Here is a 17,848-nt window from a genome sequence, read left to right on the forward strand (position 1 = left end):
TTCGTCCGTGCACGCCGAGCAGAACCGTCGTACGTCCCTGCTCGCAGCAGTTGCCCTGCTCGCCCTGGCGGCCTGCTGGGGCTCGACGTTCTTCATGATCAAGGACCTCCTCGAGCGGGTCCCGACGCTCGACTTCCTGGCCCTGCGGTTCGCGATCGCCTCGCTCGCGCTGCTCGTGGTGGCGCCCAAGGCGCTCGCCCGGCTCTCCCCCGTCGTCCGCCGCCACGCACTCGTCCTCGGCCTTCTCTACGGCGTCGCGCAGATCCTCCAGACCGCCGGCCTCGCCCACACCCCGGCCAGCATCAGCGGGTTCGTGACGGGCCTGTACGTCGTCTGCACGCCGTTGCTCGCCGCCGCGATCCTGCGCACCCGGATCCCGCCGATCACCTGGGCGGCCGTCGTGCTCGCCACCGTCGGGCTGGGCGTGCTCGCGCTCAACGGCCTGAGCATCGGCTACGGCGAGCTGATCACCCTGGCGTCGGCCGTCCTCTACGCCCTGCACATCGTCGGTCTCGGCGCCTGGTCCAACGCCCAGGACGCGGTCGGCATGACGATCCTCCAGGTGATGGTGATCGCCGTCGTGTGCACGACGGCGACCGTGCACGACGGGATCGTCCTGCCCGACCGGGCCGCCGACTGGTGGGCGGTGCTCTACATGGCGGTGGTCGTCGGAGCGCTCGGCCTGCTCGGCCAGACGTGGGCGCAGGCGCACCTGCCCCCGACCCGCAGCGCGATCATCATGAGCATGGAGCCGGTCTTCGCCTCCGTCTTCGCGGTGTGGCTCGGTGGAGAGGACGTCACGGCGCGGCTGCTGATCGGTGGAGGCATGGTGCTCGCGGCGATGCTGATCGTCGAGCTGGCACCGCGCCGGGTGGTCGAGGGCGAGGTCCCGCACATCGCGGTGTGAGCTCCCCCGTCCCACGGGTGAGGACCCGACGTGGGTCCGTCCCCCTATCGTGGGGCCCGTGGACACGTGCGTGGCGTGCGGCGCCGAGCTGGGGGTGGGGCGGTTCTGCCTCAACTGTGGGCACCGGATCGGTGCGCCCGCGCCAGCCCGCCCCGAGCCGAAGCCCGCGCCGCTGCCCGCCACGGCGACCGCCACCGCACCTCCTGTTGATGCTCCGGCTGTTGATGGTCCGGCTCCGACCGACGAGGCGCCTCCAGCCGACGTGCCCCGCTCAACGCAGGCAGCCGTCGCCCCGCCGGTCCAGGCGGCCGACCCCACACCTGTTCCCCCGACCAGCCCGCCCGACGTCCCCCGCGGCGACGACGCGCCACCGCTCGCCCCCCGACGTGCGGCGTGGGACCCCCGCGAGGACCTCCTGCCCTACGAGGAGGTCGACGACACCGAGAGCGACCTTCCGGTGCGTGGCATGGCGTGGCTCGGGTGGGTCCTCGGCGCGGCGCTGCTGGTGGGCCTGGCTTTCCTGCTGCTGCGGGTCTTCGACACCGACGGCGACGAGGTCGCCACCGATCCGGCCGACGGCACGACGGCCACCTCGCAGGCGCCGGAGCCAGACGCCGGGTCGACGGACCCTGGTGGCGCCACGGACGGAGGCGAGGCGCCCACCGGCGTCGGCAAGGCTCGCGACCTCGCCCGCGGCGCGGCCTTCGAGGTCCCCGGCACCGCACCGCCGACGACGGACTTCGACGGCAACCTGGTGGCCTACGAGGCCAGCCAGATGGGTGACGGCAACCCGGCCACCGCCTGGCGCACGGCGGGTGACGCGACCGGCGGGACCATCACGGTGACGCTGGCCGAGCCCGGCGTGGTCACCCGGGTCGGGCTCGTCAACGGCTACGCCAAGAAGGTCGCCGGGGTCGACTGGTATCCCAACAACCGCCGCGTCGTCGCCGTCACCTGGGGCTTCGACGACGGGTCGTCGGTCGAGCAGACCTTCGCCGAGCGCCCGGAGGTGCAGCGGCTCAAGGTGCCGCCGGTGGAGACGGCCACCGTCACCATCACGATCACCGCGGTGACCCCGCCGGGCTCCGGGAGCCTCGGTCGCGACTACACCGCGATCAGCGAGGTGAGCATCACGGGGCGGCGAGCCGGCTGAGCACCGTGGCCGCACGCTCGGCGTCCGCCCGCGAGACGTCGAGGTGGGTCACGAGGCGTACGGTCCGCGGCCCCACGGCAGCGATGCGCACGCCCTCTGCCGCGGCCCGCTCGACGAACGACGCCGCGTCCGCACGCTCGACCACCACGATGTTGGTGTCGACGGACCCCGGGTCGAGCCCCAGCGCCTCACCGAGCAGCCGGGCGTTGGCGTGGTCGTCGGCCAGCCGCTCGACGTGGTGGTCGAGGGCGTACGCACCGGCCGCCGCGAGCACGCCGACCTGCCGCATGCCGCCGCCCATCCGCTTGCGCCGCACCCGCGCCGCGGCGATGGCGTCGGCCGACCCGACCATCAGCGACCCGATCGGCGCACCGAGGCCCTTGGACAGGCAGACCGCGAGCACGTCGGTGACACGACCGTAGTCCGCAAGCGGCGTACCGGTCGCGACGTGCGCGTTCCACAGCCGCGCGCCGTCGAGGTGGACCCTGGTGTCGTTGGCCTCGGCCCACGACCGCAGCGCCCGGAGGTCCTCGATCGGCACGACCGTCCCGCCGGCGAAGTTGTGGGTGTTCTCGACCGACACCGCGGCCGTGCGCACGAAGAACGGCCCCATGTCCGGCGCGTGCATCGCCTCGATCGCCGGGAGGTCGACCTGGCCGCGCTCCTTCGTCCAGGTGCGCATCGTGAGGCCCGTGATGGCGCCGTGGGCACCGAGCTCCGCGCGTGCGATGTGGGCCGACGACTCGCAGAGCACCTCCTCGCCGGGCGAGACCACGCTCGCCACGGCGAGCACGTTGGCCATCGAGCCGGTCGGGGTGAAGAGGGCGGCCTCGTGGCCGAACATCCCCGCGACCCGCTCCTCCAGCGCCGCGACCGTGGGGTCCTCGCCGTAGACGTCGTCACCCACCTCCGCGCGGGCCATCGCCTCGCGCATCGCGTCGGTCGGCCGGGTCAGGGTGTCGGAGCGCAGGTCGATCACGGGGCGAACCTACAAGGCGCGTCCGGGTCGCCCCCGAGCGGTGGCCCACCGCGCGTGGTGCAGGTCAGGGACACACGTCGTACGTGGTGGGCGGGCCGTTGAGGGGATTCGGGGTGACAGTGCGCTGCGCCGGAGACGGACAGCCCGGGGTGGGCGTCTCCGCCGGGACCGAGGGGTCCGGGTCCTCCGGCGACCGCGGGGCGTCGAGCTCGGTGACGACCGGTGGCGGGGGACGATCCCGATCGACCAGCTCCCCGAGCGTGTCGATCGTCAGGATCGTCCAGGTCCCGTCATGGTTGCGTCGCCAGACACCGCCACGCTCCAGCGAGGCGACCACCTGCACGACTCCGTCCATGTCGACCGCGGCGAGGTCGGTGGCCCTCACCGGTAGCGGGTTCCCGCACTCCTCGTCGCCCTCCTCCTCGATGATGGCGTCCCGGTCCGCTCCCGTCAGGGCGCCCTCCCGGTCCCAGCTGCGACCGCCGTCGGACGAGTAATCCACTGCGTCGCCGCCGACGATCCGCCAGCACCGGTCCTCGACGCAAACCCGCTGCTGGTCGCCCGCATAGTCCCGCTCGCCACTGACGGACACGGCGGGTCTGTCGAACCTGCCCCGGCCGTCGATGGTGACCCAGCCGGACTCGTCGTACGCCGCAAGTCGCGTCTCTTCCCCGTGCGGCGCCCCTGGGAAGTCGCCAACGACGACCGCCACCTCGGTGAAGCCACGCCACTCGTCGCAGGAGGTGGCACTCGTGGCGAGAACTCCTACTGGCAGGAGCGCGATGCCCAGGGCAACCGACACGGTGCGCCGCCAGTCGGCACCGTGGTCGAGCGCCGCTGCTCGATGGATCTGCCACGCGCCGTACAGCGCGGGGAGGGCGAACAGGTCGGTGACATCAGCGCGGATCATCGTCGGTGTACCGAACAGGCTCCACACGTCGCTCGTCACTGCGGCGCCGACCGCCGACGTCTTGCAGAACGCAAAGCCGATTCCCGTCGCTGCCAGCGCCAGCGCTGCCGCGTGAGGTGCGCGCAGCAGCGTCAGCAGCACCCCGAGGAGCAGCGGCGCGATGACCAGGCCCGCGACGTCGCTCAGCTTGCCCGTCACGAACCCGGGCCATGCCTCCTTGAGCACGTGGTCGTTGACGACGAGCACGACGAGCGCGAGCACCGCACCCGGGTGCGCGAGCGCCCGCAAGGATGTCCTGACGTCCCCCATGGCGAGAGCATGGGGCACGCAGACGTGGAGCGGACCACGACCTGCTCACGATCAGGTCACGAATCGGCACCTTCGCTCACCGTCGGTGCCCCACCCACCTTCCGAACCGGCAGAACGTCGTTCACGCACCACCCGTCGGCGAGTTGCGCACGACACTCCCACCGAGCGGTGCATCAGCCACATCTCGGGCACCCCGGATGTGGCTCACGCACCGCTCGGTGGACGGATCAGGCCTTGCGCAGCATCTCCGCGACGAGGAAGGAGAGCTCGAGGGACTGGACCCGGTTGAGGCGGGGGTCGCAGACGGACTCGTAGCGGTGGGCCAGACCGACCTCGTCGATCTCCTCGCCACCGCCGACGCACTCGGTGACGTCGTCACCGGTGAGCTCCACGTGGACGCCGCCCGGCCAGGTGCCGAGGCCGCGGTGCACGTCGAAGAAGCCCTGGACCTCGTCGATGACGTCGTCGAAGCGGCGGGTCTTGTAGCCCGAGGACGCCTCGAAGGTGTTGCCGTGCATCGGGTCGCAGACCCACGCCACGTTGAGGCCCTCCGCGGTGACCTTCTCCACGAGGGCGGGCAGGCCGTCGCGGATCTTGCCGGCGCCGAAGCGGGTGATGAACGTGAGGCGGCCCGGGGTGTTGTCGGGGTTCAGCCGCGCGGCGTAGGCCAGCGCGTCGTCGGGCGACGTCGTGGGGCCGAGCTTGATGCCGATCGGGTTCTTGATCTTCGACAGCAGCTCGACGTGGGCCCCGTCGAGCTGACGGGTGCGCTCACCGATCCACACGAAGTGGGCGGACACGTTGTAGGGCAGGTCCGTGCGCGAGTCGATGCGGGTCAGCGAGTGCTCGTACTCCAGCAGCAGGGCCTCGTGGCTGGAGTGGAAGTCGACACGGTGGAACTCGTCGGGGTCGGCGCCGATCGCCTTCATGAAGGTCAGCGCGCGCTCGATCTCGTCGGCCATCGCCTCGTAGCGCTGCCCGAACGGCGAGGACTGCACGAAGTCGGTGTTCCAGGTGTGGACCTGGCGCAGGTCGGCGTAGCCACCGGTGACGAACGCGCGGACCAGGTTGAGCGTGGCCGCGGAGGAGTTGTAGACCTCGACGAGCCGCTGCGGGTCCGGGATGCGCGCCTCGGGCGTGAAGTCGTAGCCGTTGACCGCGTCACCGCGGTAGGCCGGGAGGGTGACGCCGTCGCGGGTCTCGAGGTCGGAGCTGCGCGGCTTGGCGTACTGGCCGGCGAGCCGGCCGAGCTTCACGACGGGCACCGAGGCGGCGTACGTCAGGACGACCGCCATCTGCAGCAGGACGCGCAGCTTGTTGCGGACGTTGTCGGCGGTGACGCCGGCGAAGGTCTCGGCGCAGTCACCGCCCTGGAGCAGGAACGCCTCCCCGCGACTGACGGCCGCGATCTTGTCGGTGAGGTCGTCGCACTCACCCGCGAAGACGAGCGGCGGCGCGGTCCTCAGCCGGGCGACCGCGGCGTCGACCGCGCCGGAGTCGGGATAGGTCGGCTGCTGCAACGGCTCGAGGGCGTGCAACTGCTCGAGGGTGGGGATGGCGCTCACCTCACAAGGGTACGGCGCGCGGGTCGCGGCCCCCGAACCGTGACCGACCCCTGAACGCGTGACGCCGCCCACGCCTCGCGCGACTGCTCAGCCTCGCGGCGCGAGCACTCCCTCGGCGTCGTCCACGCGCAGGCCACCGGAACGGGTGCGGCTGGCGGCGAGGGTGCCGGTGACGACGGAGGCGTCGGGGTAGCTGATGTGGCCGGGCGCCCCCTGCCGCGACGTGGTCCACAGCCGGTCCTCGAACCCGATCTCCCCGCGGAACTGGTGGTTCTCCAGCACCAGCCGGTCGGCAGTGGCCTGGCCCAGGACGTACGACGCCTCGCCGCGGTAGAGGAGCGAGCCGTGGGACACCTGCAGGACGCCGTCGCGCACGTGGACCGTCTGGTCGTGCACCTCCCCGCTCAGGTAGACGTCGACGCCGCCGTCGACCATCGCCTTCCACAGGGCCGAGCGCGCGCCCTTCTCGTAGACGAGGTTGCTGGAGTTGCGGACGCGCACCTTCGGGGTCATGGGGACGTGGCCCTGGACCATCACCCACGGCACGTCGTCCTTGCGGGCCTGGCGCAGGACCCGCTGGAGCCAGCGCAGCTGCGCCCGGTCGACGGACATGTGCACGTCACCCCCGCGGCGTTCGAAGACGTCGATCGTCACGAGCAGGACGTCGGGGTCGAGGCGTACGGCGTAGGCGGTGCGGCGGGCCTGTCCGGCGGGCCGGTCGGTGAACCGGGGCCGTCCGTCCTCCCCCGTCAGCATGTGGTCGGCGTAGATGCGCTTGAACTCGGGCACGTGGCGACGCTTGAAGTCGATCCACGGGTCGTTGCGGGCCTGCCACGGGTCGTCGCCGATCTCGTGGTCGCCGAGCGCGGGATAGGTGGTGAGGCCGCGGGTCTCGAACCGCTCGCGCCAGGCGGGGTAGTAGACGTCCGCGGCCCGGCGCCAGGCCCGCAGGCGCTGGGACTGGGTCCGCACCGGCCCGAAGACACCGGTGCGCGCGTCGTCGCGGCCCCAGCGTCCCTCGACGAGGTCGCCCGCCACCAGGACGTCGTCGGTGCCGTGCGAGGCCATCTCGTCGATCACGTGGTCGAGGGCCGCGTCGTAGTCGTCGTTGGTGGAGTTCGCGACCTCGCCCGTGCGCCGGTCGATGTACTGCGTGCGGCCGTCGGCGGTGAGGTCGGCGACGTCCTGGTTGAGGAAGTCCGGGGCGGACACGAACCGGTAGGCCCCGGACAGCTCGGGCGCGGTGGGCACGGACGGCCGGTCGCGCGGCCCGCGCTCGGCGGCTGGTGTGGTCGAGCGGCCCTGGGAGGAGGCGTCGCCGGTGGGCTCGACCGGCGGCGCGGTGAACGTCAGGGCCGGCGGGTCCGAGTCCGGTACGGCGCTCGCGGAGGGCGCCGAGGGGGTGACCGCCGAGCAGCCGATCGCGCCCGCCACCAGCAGCGCCAGCACGGGTCCCAGAGGTGGTTTGGTCACCCGCCCCACCGTAGACGCCACGTCCCACGCGCGGGACCGGAACCCCTCCGTGTCGGCGGGAGACCTCACTCCTCGAGGTGGTCGATGTCGCGGAAGCCGGTCTTCTTGGCGCGCACGCCGCGGTTGGTGAGCCAGGTCAGCGCCCAGAGGACCACGCCGATGGCGAGCAGGCCCGCGGCGATCTTGTACTGGATCATGTCGGCCTCGAGCCGCGCCCACGGCCCGAGGAGGTAGGCGCAGCAGACGGCGCCCACGACCGGGAGCAACGACGGTGCGCGGAAGGCTCCTTCGGGGGTGGGGTCGCGCCGCAGGATCAGGCAGGCGATGTTGACGATGGTGAACACCGCCAGCAGCAGCAGGGCCGTGGTCCCCGAGAGCGCGCCGACCACCGACGACTCCGAGTCGAGGGTGACGACGGTGATCAGGCCGAGCGCGAGCAGGGTGGTGAAGAGGATCGCGGTCCACGGCGAGCGCCGGCCCGGCAGCACCTTGCCGAGCGAGCGCGGCAGCACGTCCTGCTGGGCCATGCCGTAGATGAGCCGGCTCGCCATGAGCATGTTGATCAGAGCCGTGTTGGCGACCGCGAAGACCGTGAGGAACGGGAAGACGTCGTCGATCGGCAGGTCGGGCGCCCCGATCTTGACGACGTCCAGCAGGATCCCGGCCTCCGCGTTGGTGGGCTCGGCGATCTGCCCGGCGGGGATGACCGCGACGACCGAGATCGCGACGAGCATGTAGATGAGGACGGCGATGCCGAGGCCGGTCAGCATCGTGCGGGGGAAGATGCGCAGCGGGTCCTGGGTCTCCTCGACCATGTTGACCGAGTCCTCGAAGCCCACCATCGAGAAGAACGCGATGGCGGTGGCGATGGTGACCGCCATGAATAGGCCCTTGTCGTCCGGGCTCTCGAAGACGGTGATGCGCGCCAGGTCACCGTCACCTCGCGCGATCACCCAGATGCCGATGCCGATGACGAGGGCGAGGGCCGTCATCTCCACGAGCGTCAGCACGACGTTGAACTTGACGCTCTCGCCGACGCCGCGGAGGTTGATGGCCGCCAGCACCAGCATGAAGACGAGCGCGGTCACCAAGGTGGTGGTCGTGCTCGGGTCGTCGTTGCCGAAGCCGATGAGCAGGTTGGCCGCGAGCAGGTTGGACGACGTCGAGGCGCTCGTGATGCCCGAGCAGACCACGGTGAAGGCCACGAGGAAGGTGACGAAGTGGATGCCGAACGCCTTGTGGGTGTAGAGCGCGGCGCCGGCGGCCTGGGGGTACTTGGTGACGAGCTCGAGGTAGCTGAAGGCGGTGACGGTCGCGACCGCGAAGGCCACCAGGAACGGCAGCCACGCGATGCCGCCCACCTGGCCGGCAAGCTTGCCGGTGACGGCGTACACCCCGGCACCGAGGATGTCGCCGACGATGAACAGGAGCAGAAGCTTGGGGCCCAGCACCCGCTTGAGGTCGGCGTCCTCCGGACCGTTGACATCCTGGTCCGTGGTTTCGGTCGCGCTCATCGAGACTCCCCTCATCAGCCCGTGCCGTGCACGGTTTCCCACACAATGACCCTGCAGAGGGGGTGTGGCAACCACCCCCGCCCCGGGACAACGTCGTGTCGGCCTCCGGGTCACGCCGAGGACACCCCGTCCTCCCCGGAAGGGTGAGGGAACCGCACTTCCCGGCTTAGATCGTTCCAACTACCCTTCCCCCATGCCGAAGCGTGTTGCGATCCTGACTGCGGGCGGTTACGCCCCGTGCCTCTCGTCCGCGGTGGGCGCCCTCATCGAGACGTACGACGCCGTCGACCCCGACATCGAGCTCATCGCCTACCGGCACGGCTACCACGGCCTGCTGACCGGCAACAGCATCACCATCGGCCCCGAGGAGCGGGCGGGCGCCAAGCTCCTGCACCGCTACGGCGGCAGCCCGATCGGCAACAGTCGGGTGAAGCTGACCAACGACGACGACTGCCGACGCCGCGGTCTGATCGGCCGAGGTGACACCGCGCTCGAGGTGGCCGCTGCGGGCCTGCAGGCCGATCGGGTGGACATCCTGCACACCATCGGCGGGGACGACACCAACACGGCGGCGGCCGACCTGGCGGCGTACCTCGCCACCCAGGGCTCCGAGCTGACCGTCGTCGGGCTCCCCAAGACCATCGACAACGACATCGTGCCGATCCGGCAGAGCCTCGGCGCGCAGACGGCGGCCCAGCAGGCCTCCAGGTTCGCGCAGAACGTGCTCGCCGAGCACGGCTCCAACCCCCGGATGCTCATCGTGCACGAGGTGATGGGGCGGGCCAGCGGCTGGCTGACCGCAGCCGCGGCGCGCGACTACATGGCGTGGCACGCCGAGCAGGAGTGGCTCCCCGGCATCGGCCTCGACGGGCGGAAGTGGGCGATCCACGCGATCTACGTGCCCGAGCTGCCGATCGACCTGGCGGCCGAGGCGGACCGGCTGCGGGAGGTGATGGACGAGATCGGCTGCGTCAACATCTTCCTCGCCGAGGGGGCAGGCGTCGACGACATCGTCGCCCACCTCGAGGCGCTGGGCGAGACCGTGACCCGCGACCCGTTCGGGCACGTCCAGATCGACACGATCAACCCTGGCCGGTACTTCGCGGACCGCTTCGCCGAGGCCATCGGCGCCGAGAAGAAGATGGTGCAGAAGTCGGGCTACTTCTCCCGCTCGGCACCCGCCAACGAGACCGACCGCGCCCTCATCCGCGAGATGGCCGAGCTCGCCGTCGCCTGCGCCCTCGACGGCACGCCGGGGGTGATCGGCCACGACGAGGAGAACGGCGACGAGCTGCGCGCGATCGAGTTCGAGCGCATCGCCGGGCACAAGCCGTTCGACGCCGAGCAGGAGTGGTTCACCGACCTGCTCGGCCGGATCGGCCAGGTCTGAGGGACCTCGCGCTGCTGTCACGCCGCCAGCCTCAGGCGGGGTCGGCGGCCTCCTCCTCGACGCGGTTGGTCACCCGCCTGCCGGCCACCGGCAGCACCTTCGGCAGCCGCTGCAGGTAGGCCGCGCTGGCGAGCGCGACGAGTGCGAGCACCCACCACAGCGTGTTCTGGCCGTGGGCGAGGAGCCACGTGAACGCCACCGGCGTCACCGCTCCCCCGACGCCCCAGCTGAGCTGGAACAGGCCGAGGTAGCGACCGCGGAGGTGGTCGGGTGCGGCCTCGGCCGCGGTCGCGCTGAAGACCGGCCCACCGGTGAGCTCGCCGGCGGTGTAGACGGCCGCGCCGACCAGCATCACCACGATCGCGAGCCAGACCGGGAGCCAGCCGGCCACCACGAACAGGGCGTAGGCGGCGACGAAGGTCAGCTGGGCCAGGCCCATCATCCGTGCGCGCACGCGCCCGGTCATGCGGCGTACGACGAGTCCCTGGCCGAGGCCGACCAGCGCGGTGTTGAGCGTGAAGATCGCCCCGACCACCCACCCGGGCAGGTCGATCGTCTCGGCGACGTAGACCGGGAGGGCGAAGTTGAGCACCATCATCCCGGCCACGAAGCCGAGCTGGCCGAGCACGAGCCGCAGGTAGGCGGTGTCGCGCAGCACCGCGCCCCAACCCTCGACCGGGGCGTCGACGGGGTGCGCGACGCGGTGGTCCGGCACGTCGAGCAGCAGCACGAAGGCGAGGACGAACGTGACCGCGTTGACGACCACCACCGACTGGTAGGCGACGTCGGTGCCGACCTGCAGCGCCAGGCCGGCCAGCAGCCCGCCCACCGAGTAGCCGAGGTTGCGCACGGCCTGGAGGAAGCCGAACCACAGCTCCCGCTCCCCCGGCGCCGAGATCGCGGTGACGACGTTGCCGAACGATCCCCAGAAGGCCTGGCGCCCGAGGTTGAGCAGGGCGGTCCACAGCGCGACGGCGAGCAGCGAGTCGGCCCACAGGTAGGCCACCATTCCGGCGGCCTGGACGAGGTTGCCGATCAGCATCATCCGGCGCGGTCCGAAGCGGTCGACCAAGGTGCCGATGACGAACGCGCCGGGCATGGTGAGCACCGCGGACAACGAGAGCGCGGACCCCACCTGCACGAGCGACAGGTCGGTCATCGCGAGGAAGTAGAGCAGCGTGATCGGCATGAACAGGCCGCTGCCGACGGTGTCGGCGACGATCGCCGCGACGAAGCGGCGGTGCTCCCCCACGCGGGGGAATCCGAGACGTGTCAGCACGGGCTCACACTAGGCTCGAGGTATGACGTTCTCGATCGTGGCCCGGTCCGACGACGGTGAGTCGTGGGGCGTCGCGGTGGCCTCCAAGTTCCTGGCCGTCGGGTCCGCCGTCCCGGCGGCCGCAGCCGGGGTCGGCGCCATCGCCACGCAGGCGGACGCCAACCTCTCCTTCAAGTACATCGGGCTGGCGCACCTCGACGACGGCGCGACCGCGCAGGTCGCCCTCGACCGGCTGGTGGAGGAGGACGACGGGCGCGAGCACCGGCAGGTGGGCGTCGTGGACTCCGACGGCAACGCCGCGACCTGGACGGGCTCCGAGTGCTTCGCCTGGGCGGGCGGGACGACCGGGCGCAGCGGCGAGCGCGGCGGCTACGCGATCCAGGGCAACATCCTCACCGGTCCCGAGGTGGTGGAGGCGATGGAGCGCGCGTGGATCGCGGCGGCCGACCAGCCGGTGGAGCGTCGGCTGCTCGCCGCGCTGGCCGCGGGCGACGAGGCGGGAGGCGACAGCCGCGGCCGCCAGTCGGCGGCCCTGCTCGTCGTGCGCGACGGGGCCGGCTACGGCGGGCACGACGACGTCGCCGTCGACCTCCGCGTCGACGACCACACCGACCCGGTCGGCGAGCTCGCTCGGCTCGTCGACCTCAACGAGCTCTACCTGACCGCGTCGACCCCGGAGGAGCAGGTGCCGGTCGACGACGCGCTGATGATCGAGCTGGAGTCGCTGGCCAAGGCCGAGGGCAAGGACAGCTTCCACATGTGGGTCGGCTCGGAGAACTACGAGATGCGTGTCGACTCCGGCGCCCGGCCCGCGTGGATCGACCGGCGGATCCTCGCCATCATCCGGGGCGAGGAGGCGCCGTCGTGAGCGTCCTCGCGATCGACGCCGGCACCACCGGGGTCACGGCCGTCGTCGTCACCCCCGACGGGCGCATCCAGGCCAAGGGCTACCAGGAGTTCCGCCAGCACTTCCCGCAGCCCGGCTGGGTCGAGCACTCCGCCGAGGAGATCTGGCAGGCCACCTTGGAGGCGACGCGCGACGTGCTGACCAAGGTCGACCAGTCCGAGCTCACGGCGGTCGGCATCACCAACCAGCGCGAGACCGTCGTGCTCTGGGACCGCGAGACGCTCGGCTCGCCGCGCCGCGCCATCGTGTGGCAGGACCGGCGTACGGCCGACATCTGCGACCGGTTGCGCGCCGACGGCCACGAGGACCGCGTCACCGAGCTCACGGGCCTCCGCCTCGACCCCTACTTCTCGGGCACCAAGCTCACCTGGCTGGCCGAGAACGAGCCGCACACGTGGGCACTGGTGGAGTCGGGGCGGTACGCCGTCGGCACCGTCGACTCCTACCTGATCGCCCGGATGACGCGCGGCACCTGGCACGTCACCGACGTGTCCAACGCGTGCCGCACCCTCCTGCTCGACCTGGAGTCGGGCGACTGGTCCGACGAGCTGTGCGAGCTCTTCGGCGTCCCCCGCGACGCGCTCCCCGAGCTCGTGCCCAACTGGGGCGAGATCGCGCCGACCGACCCGACGGTGTTCCTCGGGCTGTCCCTCCCGATCGCGGGCGTGGCCGGCGACCAGCAGTCCGCGCTCTTCGGGCAGACGTGCTTCGAGGAGGGCGAGTCCAAGTGCACCTACGGCACGGGCTCGTTCATCCTCACCAACACCGGCACCCGGGTGGTGCGCAGCGACGCCGGCCTGCTGTCGACCGCGGCCTGGCGATCCCCCGACGGTGAGCTCACCTATGCCCTCGAGGGCGCCATCTTCGTGACCGGGGCGGCCGTCCAGTGGCTGCGCGACGGGCTGCAGATCGTCGGCAACGCCGCCGAGACCGCCGCGATCGCGGCGACCGTCGACGACACCGACGGCGTGGTCTTCGTGCCCGCCTTGACCGGCCTCGGTGCACCCCACTGGGACCCGCACGCCCGCGGCACGATCCTCGGCATCACGCGCGGCACCACCCGCGCCCACCTCGTGCGGGCCACGCTCGAGGGGATCGCCTTCGAGGTCCGCGACGTCCTGGAGACGCTGCCCGAGCTCACCACGCTCCGCGTCGACGGCGGGGCGGCGGAGAACGACTTCCTCTGCCAGCTCCAGGCCGACCAGGTCGGCCGCGCGGTGGAGCGTCCCGAGATCGTCGAGACGACGGCGCTCGGCGCCGCGTTCCTCGCCGGGCTGGGCACGGGCGTGTGGGGGTCGACCGACGACCTCCGGGACACCTGGGCGCTCGACCGGCGGTTCGAGCCCGGTGGCGACCGCGCGGCGCTCGACGCGTCGTACGCCCGGTGGACCGAGGCGGTGGAGCGGTCGAAGGGCTGGACCGGCTGATCGTCCGAGAAGGCTAGAGCCGCTCGCGCGCCTCGCGCGCGGCCTCGACCTCGGACCGCGCCTCGTCGACGGCCTCCTCGACCTCGGCCTGGGCGGCCTCCGCCTCCGCGAGCTCCTCGTCGACCTCCTCGAGCGTGTCCTCGAGGGCCGCGATGCGGCTGCGGAGCTCGTCGATCTCGGACTGGACCTGGAGGGTCCGCGCCTGCAGCTTCTCCACCGACCGCCGCGCGGCCCGGTGCTCCTTCTCCTGCTCCTTCAGCGCGGCGCGGGCGTCCGCGAGGCGCTCGTCGGCGGCTGCCCGTGCCTTCACGTCGGCGTCCGGGTCGGGTACGACGTGGAGCTGGGGCCGCTGGGTCGGGTCGGGGCCGGGGGCCGGGCGGGCCTTCGCGCTGAACCCGAGCGCCTCGGGCAACGCCACGGCGCCGCTCAGGTCGAGGTCGCCGAGCCCGGTGGCCGACAGCGACGTCACGAGCAGCCCGCTGCGCACGGCACGCGCGGCGTCGGGCTCCAGCATCGCGGCGGTCAGCGTCGCCTCGACCTGCTCGGCGACGGACTCGGTCGTCCGGACCCCCTCCTCACGCGCCATCCGCCGTGCGGCCGTGGTCACCGAGGCGGTGAGCTGCCGGCGCTGCTTCGTGAACTCCCGCAGCTGGGTGGCGTCGAGGTTGTCCTGCGCCTCCCGCAGGGCCTCACCCACGGCCAGCACCTGGTCCACCTGGTCGGGGTCGCGACGGACGAGCAGGTTGACCACCCACGCCGCGACCGAGGCCTTGCGCAGCCCCTTGACCGAGGCGGCGAGCGCCTTGTCGGCCTTGTGCTCCTTGACCAGTGCGTCGCGGGCGGGCGTGAAGTCCGCGAGGGGCAGCGCATAGAGGTCGTCGGCGATCTCCAGCAGCGGGTCGGCGTCCGGCATGCCCCGATCCTAGGGAGCGGCGTACTCGACCTCGGTCGGGTACGGCGCCCACGGGCACTCCTGGGTGACCCCGGTGGGGCTCCAGCCCAGCGACTCGTAGAGCCCTCGCGCCCGGGCGTTGGCCTCCAGCACCCAGAGGCGCCGCGCACCCGCGGCCTCGGCGCGACGGAACGCCTCACGCCCCAGCCCGGCGCTCCAGTGGGCCGGGCGGACGGCGAGGTGGCGCAGCGAGGTGCCGTCGTGGGCGGCGAGCGCGACGAGGCCGTGCTCGTCCTCGACCACCTCGACCGCCACGCCCGGGTCGTCGAGCAGGAGGGCCCAGCGCGCCAGCACGTCGTCGTCGGGATAGGGCAGGTCGCCGAACACGTGCGCCAGCCCCGTCTGGCTGGCGACGCGCTCTAGGTCGCGCAGCGCAGCCGCGTCCTCGGCCGTGGCTCGTCGCCAGGTCCGGGTCTCGAGGTCGCTCACGGCCGCCCCGCCTCGTCCCAGGCCCGGTGGGAGGCCTGCGTGCGCGCCCACAGCCCGGTCCACTCGTCGTCGGTGACGTCATCGACCGGCACCAGCAGGTCGTCGACGAGCGCGCCGCGCCAGTCGTCGTACGACGTCAGGTCGTGCTGGCGCTTCGAGCCCGGCGTCATCTCCTGCCGCACCAGCCCCCGCAACGCCACCTGGCGCGGTCCGTCGATCCGTTGGGCGACGACCATCCTGCGGAACGACGAGTCCTCGCCGAGGCTCAGCTGGCGGTGCGTGGCGTCGAGGGCCGCCGTCCCGTGGTCGCGCGAGGTGACGACGACGCCCCGGACCACGCCGCCGGGGAGGTGGCGGTACGTCCAGGCTGCCGGGCCGGTCGGACGGCCGGCGGCCTGGGCACCGTAGCCCGCACCTATCCCGAACGACCACCCGTCGACCTCATGGTCCCCGCGGACGAGCGGCAACGGCTCGGCGAACCCCTCGCCCATGCCGGCGTCGGCCCACCAGTGCCCGCCGGGGTTGTCGTCCGTCGACAGTCCGGAGACGACCAGCACGAGGTGGTTGAGGAACGGGTCCAGCTGGGTCTCCGGGCGCGCCCAGACGTGCCCGTGTCGCGTGCTCACCGAGAAGCCCAACGCGGCCAGGAGCCAGCCCAGGGCCGCGTTCTGGTGCAGGCAGTAGCCGAGACGACCGCCACCGGTGACCCGGGCCAGGCACGAACGGACCTCGACCGGGTCCGGCCGGCCGAGCATGATCGACAGGTTGTCGTAGGGGATGCGCGCGACGTGGGCGCGGTGCAGCGCACGCAGGCCATCCGTGGTCGGCTGCGGGACCGACGCCAGGCCGATGCGGGCGAGGTACTCCTGGACCGTCGTGTCGACGTCGGTGCCACTGCCGTCCGCCCTGCCCATGACCCCGGTCTCCACGACCCCAACCCTAGGCGTGTCGGCCCGGTGGGACGTACCCCATATCGGGGTTGAGCCGCCGGACCCCGAGGTGTTCAGGTGAGGGCCGGCGTTCCGATCGGGACGACGTCGGAGTGGGGCCATGGGGGTGTGGTCGGGATGCGTCGACTCTCGGCAGTGCTGGCGGCCGTGTGCGTGCCGCTCGTGGCCGGGGCGCCGGCCGGGGCCGACGCCCCGGCGCCGCAGCCGGCCAGCGTCAGCGTCGTGCAGGCGGTCCCCGGGGCCACCGTCCAGGTGTCCGTGGACGGGCGGCGGGTCGCCGCCGGTGCCGCGGTCGGCGACGTGCTCGGACCGTTCGCGCTCGATCCCGGGAGCCACGAGATCTCCTTCCGCGCCGCCGGCGTCAAGGTGAGCTCGACCCTCGACGTCGCAGCCGGCGACACCAGCGACGTCGTGCTGCACCTCCCCGCGGACGTCGGGGGTGACCCGGTCGTCCACTCCTACGAGGCACCGTCCGGGCCGATCGGACCCGGCAAGGCCAGGGTGCTGCTCGCCCACACGGCGACCGTGGCGCCCGCCGACGTCGAGGTCGACGGCCAGACGGTGTTCACCAACATCGCCAACGGCGAGTTCGCCGACGCCGACGTGCCCGAGGGCTCGATCGAGGTGGCGCTCCTGCCGTCGGGGGCGGAGGGCGCCGACCCCATCCTCGGCCCGCTCGACGTGACGCTGGAGGCACGCACCCTCTCGATGATCTATGCCTACGGCAACCCGCGCGACAGCTCGATGAACGTCATCGCCCACACCGTCGACCTCGCAGCCGACGGCAGCGTCCGGCCGTCGCGCATCGAGACCGGGTCCGCGGGGCTGGTCGGCGGTCGGGTCACGACCTTCTCCGGGGGAGCTCGCGAGGACGACCGCGACCTCCCGGTGCTCGCAACCCTCGGCCTGGTCGCCCTGGTGGCGCTCGGCACCGCCGGCGCGGGCCGGCAGCGGCGCCGCGCCCGCTCCGTACCGCCTTCCGGATGAGCGTCCCCACCCGCGCTCTCATGGTCACCGCCTGCCTCGTCGCCGCCGCCGGATGCGCCGGCACCACCGACGCCACCCGACCCGCCGGCACCGGGAACCGGACGTCCTCCGACGTCCCCTCGCACTCCGCCCCTGCCGGGTCCGCACAGCCGGTCCCCCCGGCACGGCGAGCCGAGTCCGTGGTGACGCCGCGGCGGCCGACCCGGGTGAGGCTGCCGAGCGGGCGCGTCGTGCCCGTGTCCGGGGCCGGCACCACGGGCAGCGGCGTGCTCGACGTGCCGGACGACGTCGACGTCGCGGGGTGGTGGCGCGGCGGTTCGAGGGTCGGCGACCCCTTCGGGTCGATCCTCGTCGCCGCACACGTCGACAGCGACTCCGAGGGCCTCGGGCCCTTCGCCGAGCTCCTCGCCGTGCGTGAGGGCGCGCGGGTCCGCCTCGCGGCGGACGGCCTGGGCCAGGACTTCGAGGTCCGGTCGCGCCGGCTGGTGCCGCAGGGCAGCCTCGTCGACGAGGGGTGGATCTACGACGCGGGCGGCGCGGTGCGGCTCACCCTCGTCACCTGCGCACCCCCGTACGACGCCTCCCGCGGCGGCTACCAGAAACTCGCCGTGGTCACCGCCGTCCCCGTCGGTCCGCCGGAGGAGTCGTGAGCCCCAAGAAGCCGTACCAGAGGCGGCTCCCCGCCGTCCTTCCGCCGGCGCCGCGCCGCGCTCCGGC

At 72.6% G+C, this 17,848-nt stretch carries 16 protein-coding genes; 7 read left to right on the plus strand and 9 right to left on the minus strand.

Annotated elements, in window-relative coordinates; genetic code table 11:
• Positions 1-7: 7 nt before the first annotated feature.
• Together NYO98_RS14590 and NYO98_RS14595 are read left to right on the plus strand one after the other, a co-directional pair.
• Positions 8-907 (plus strand): DMT family transporter, encoded by a 900-nt coding sequence (locus tag NYO98_RS14590; RefSeq protein WP_268112468.1) that lies wholly within the window; start codon positions 8-10, stop codon positions 905-907.
• A gap of 262 nt (positions 908-1,169) precedes the next feature.
• The gene (locus NYO98_RS14595) at positions 1,170-2,060 is read left to right on the plus strand and encodes an NADase-type glycan-binding domain-containing protein (RefSeq protein ID WP_268112469.1); all 891 of its coding nucleotides are present in this window, start codon (positions 1,170-1,172) and stop codon (positions 2,058-2,060) included.
• Here NYO98_RS14595 and NYO98_RS14600 read toward each other — a convergent pair.
• From NYO98_RS14600 to NYO98_RS14620, 5 genes are all read right to left on the minus strand, one after another.
• On the minus strand, positions 2,038-3,039 hold the full coding sequence (locus NYO98_RS14600) for a threonine aldolase family protein (RefSeq protein ID WP_268112470.1): 1,002 nt from the start codon (positions 3,037-3,039) through the stop codon (positions 2,038-2,040). The two genes, NYO98_RS14595 and NYO98_RS14600, sit on opposite strands and share 23 nt — an antisense overlap.
• A gap of 64 nt (positions 3,040-3,103) precedes the next feature.
• Positions 3,104-4,258: a hypothetical protein gene (locus tag NYO98_RS14605; protein ID WP_268112471.1), complete on the minus strand. Its 1,155-nt coding sequence runs from the start codon at positions 4,256-4,258 to the stop codon at positions 3,104-3,106.
• Between the two features lie 227 nt (positions 4,259-4,485).
• Positions 4,486-5,823 carry a class II 3-deoxy-7-phosphoheptulonate synthase gene (locus tag NYO98_RS14610; RefSeq protein ID WP_268112472.1) on the minus strand — a complete coding sequence of 446 codons (1,338 nt, stop codon included), beginning with the start codon at positions 5,821-5,823 and terminating at the stop codon, positions 4,486-4,488.
• A gap of 87 nt (positions 5,824-5,910) precedes the next feature.
• On the minus strand, positions 5,911-7,296 hold the full coding sequence (locus tag NYO98_RS14615; protein ID WP_268112473.1) for a metallophosphoesterase family protein: 1,386 nt from the start codon (positions 7,294-7,296) through the stop codon (positions 5,911-5,913).
• 65 nt (positions 7,297-7,361) lie between these two features.
• Positions 7,362-8,810: an APC family permease gene (locus NYO98_RS14620; protein ID WP_268112474.1), complete on the minus strand. Its 1,449-nt coding sequence runs from the start codon at positions 8,808-8,810 to the stop codon at positions 7,362-7,364.
• Between the two features lie 193 nt (positions 8,811-9,003).
• Here NYO98_RS14620 and NYO98_RS14625 point away from each other — a divergent pair, with 193 nt between their 5' ends.
• Positions 9,004-10,200 (plus strand): pyrophosphate--fructose-6-phosphate 1-phosphotransferase, encoded by a 1,197-nt coding sequence (locus NYO98_RS14625; protein ID WP_268112475.1) that lies wholly within the window; start codon positions 9,004-9,006, stop codon positions 10,198-10,200.
• A 31-nt stretch (positions 10,201-10,231) separates the two neighbouring features.
• Here the strand turns inward: NYO98_RS14625 and NYO98_RS14630 are convergent, their stop codons facing one another.
• The gene (locus NYO98_RS14630; protein ID WP_268112476.1) at positions 10,232-11,479 is read right to left on the minus strand and encodes an MFS transporter; all 1,248 of its coding nucleotides are present in this window, start codon (positions 11,477-11,479) and stop codon (positions 10,232-10,234) included.
• A gap of 22 nt (positions 11,480-11,501) precedes the next feature.
• Between NYO98_RS14630 and NYO98_RS14635 the strand changes: the two genes are divergently transcribed.
• Together NYO98_RS14635 and glpK are read left to right on the plus strand one after the other, a co-directional pair.
• A complete protein-coding gene (locus NYO98_RS14635) occupies positions 11,502-12,347 on the plus strand; it encodes a DUF1028 domain-containing protein (RefSeq protein WP_268112477.1) in 846 nt (281 codons plus the stop codon).
• Complete coding sequence (glpK, locus tag NYO98_RS14640) at positions 12,344-13,813, plus strand: glycerol kinase GlpK (protein ID WP_268112478.1); 1,470 nt, start codon at positions 12,344-12,346, stop codon at positions 13,811-13,813. Before NYO98_RS14635 ends, glpK begins: the two co-directional genes overlap by 4 nt.
• A 13-nt stretch (positions 13,814-13,826) precedes the next feature.
• Here the strand turns inward: glpK and NYO98_RS14645 are convergent, their stop codons facing one another.
• From NYO98_RS14645 to NYO98_RS14655, 3 genes are read right to left on the minus strand one after another with little or no spacing between them, the layout of a single operon-like run.
• On the minus strand, positions 13,827-14,726 hold the full coding sequence (locus NYO98_RS14645) for a coiled-coil domain-containing protein (RefSeq protein WP_268112479.1): 900 nt from the start codon (positions 14,724-14,726) through the stop codon (positions 13,827-13,829).
• A 9-nt stretch (positions 14,727-14,735) separates the two neighbouring features.
• A complete protein-coding gene (locus NYO98_RS14650) occupies positions 14,736-15,194 on the minus strand; it encodes a GNAT family N-acetyltransferase (RefSeq protein ID WP_268112480.1) in 459 nt (152 codons plus the stop codon).
• Positions 15,191-16,123, minus strand: a complete 933-nt coding sequence (locus tag NYO98_RS14655; protein ID WP_268112481.1) for an arylamine N-acetyltransferase family protein — start codon at positions 16,121-16,123, stop codon at positions 15,191-15,193. Before NYO98_RS14655 ends, NYO98_RS14650 begins: the two co-directional genes overlap by 4 nt.
• A gap of 138 nt (positions 16,124-16,261) precedes the next feature.
• Here NYO98_RS14655 and NYO98_RS14660 point away from each other — a divergent pair, with 138 nt between their 5' ends.
• Positions 16,262-17,131 (plus strand): DUF4397 domain-containing protein, encoded by an 870-nt coding sequence (locus NYO98_RS14660; RefSeq protein WP_268112482.1) that lies wholly within the window; start codon positions 16,262-16,264, stop codon positions 17,129-17,131.
• Positions 17,128-17,781 (plus strand): class F sortase, encoded by a 654-nt coding sequence (locus NYO98_RS14665; protein WP_268112483.1) that lies wholly within the window; start codon positions 17,128-17,130, stop codon positions 17,779-17,781. The genes NYO98_RS14660 and NYO98_RS14665 overlap by 4 nt, the downstream gene beginning before the upstream one ends.
• Positions 17,782-17,848 lie beyond the last annotated feature (67 nt).

It is taken from the genome of Nocardioides pini (assembly GCF_026712185.1).
GTDB classification, from domain to species: domain Bacteria; phylum Actinomycetota; class Actinomycetes; order Propionibacteriales; family Nocardioidaceae; genus Nocardioides; species Nocardioides pini.

Bases quoted from the DNA above. Each gene is read 5' to 3' on its own strand.
- NYO98_RS14605 (WP_268112471.1), bottom strand. From the start codon at position 4,258: ATGGGGGACGTCAGGACATCCTTGCGGGCGCTCGCGCACCCGGGTGCG.
- NYO98_RS14620 (WP_268112474.1), bottom strand. From the start codon at position 8,810: ATGAGCGCGACCGAAACCACGGACCAGGATGTCAACGGTCCGGAGGAC.
- NYO98_RS14625 (WP_268112475.1), top strand. From the start codon at position 9,004: ATGCCGAAGCGTGTTGCGATCCTGACTGCGGGCGGTTACGCCCCGTGC.
- NYO98_RS14635 (WP_268112477.1), top strand. From the start codon at position 11,502: ATGACGTTCTCGATCGTGGCCCGGTCCGACGACGGTGAGTCGTGGGGC.
- NYO98_RS14645 (WP_268112479.1), bottom strand. From the start codon at position 14,726: ATGCCGGACGCCGACCCGCTGCTGGAGATCGCCGACGACCTCTATGCG.
- NYO98_RS14660 (WP_268112482.1), top strand. From the start codon at position 16,262: ATGCGTCGACTCTCGGCAGTGCTGGCGGCCGTGTGCGTGCCGCTCGTG.
- NYO98_RS14665 (WP_268112483.1), top strand. From the start codon at position 17,128: ATGAGCGTCCCCACCCGCGCTCTCATGGTCACCGCCTGCCTCGTCGCC.